Source organism: Pseudomonas bharatica (genome assembly GCF_048586865.1).
Lineage (GTDB): Bacteria > Pseudomonadota > Gammaproteobacteria > Pseudomonadales > Pseudomonadaceae > Aquipseudomonas > Aquipseudomonas bharatica.
This window is the reverse complement of record NZ_JBMAWR010000060.1, coordinates 1-757: the sequence shown is the minus strand read 5'-3', so window position 1 is coordinate 757 and position 757 is coordinate 1. Positions and strand designations below refer to the sequence as shown.

The 757-nt window shown below is 60.2% G+C and carries 1 protein-coding gene; it reads right to left on the bottom strand.

The features are described 5' to 3' along the window. A partial coding sequence (locus ACKLLE_RS27120) for an immunoglobulin-like domain-containing protein (RefSeq protein ID WP_420059609.1) occupies positions 1–757 on the bottom strand: 757 nt, incomplete at both ends.

Below are 757 nucleotides of genomic sequence, written 5' to 3'. Positions count from 1 at the left end.
GGTATTGGTGTTCAGGACGTTGTTCGGCGCAATGAAATCCACCGAACCGCTGGAGCTGTTGACCGGGATGGTGATGCTTTGGCCATTGGCGAGACTGATGACCAGTGGCGTGCCGGTGACCGGCGCAGTAACCGAGGCGGTATAGGTCACCACACCACCTTCAACAGCACTGGCGGTGGCGGTCAGAGTGACAGTCGAGGTATCGATGCTGTCAGTTACGGCAGTTACCGCCGCCGTTGGACTGACTTCCAGATGTTCGAAGTCGCCGCCGGTGGTGTCAGTAATGGTGACACTGACGTTGCCGCCGTCCACATACACGGTGTTCTGAGGTGCAGCGAAGGTGACAGACCCCTCACTCAGGCCCTTACCGATGGTGATCACTTCCCCGTTGCTGAGGGTGATCTTCATCTCGCTGCCCGCCGGATTGGTCAGGCGAGCGGTGTAGACGATATCGCCGCCTTCCTGGACGGTGCCGGTGGCGGACAGGGTCAGGCCGGTGGTGTCCAGGCGAGCTGGGTCGTCAGTCACGACCGTAGTCGGGGTGCCGGTGGTTTCGAGTTTTTCGTAGTTGCCACCGGTTACGCCGGTGATGCTGTTGGTCAGCGGGGTGTTGGTATTCAGGACGTTGTTCGGCGCGATGAAATCCACCGAGCCGCTGGAGCTGTTGACCGGAATGGCGATTGACTGGCCGTTGGCCAAAGTTACAACTAGCGGAGTGCCAGTAACCGGAGCCGTGACGGAGGCGGTGTAGGTGACG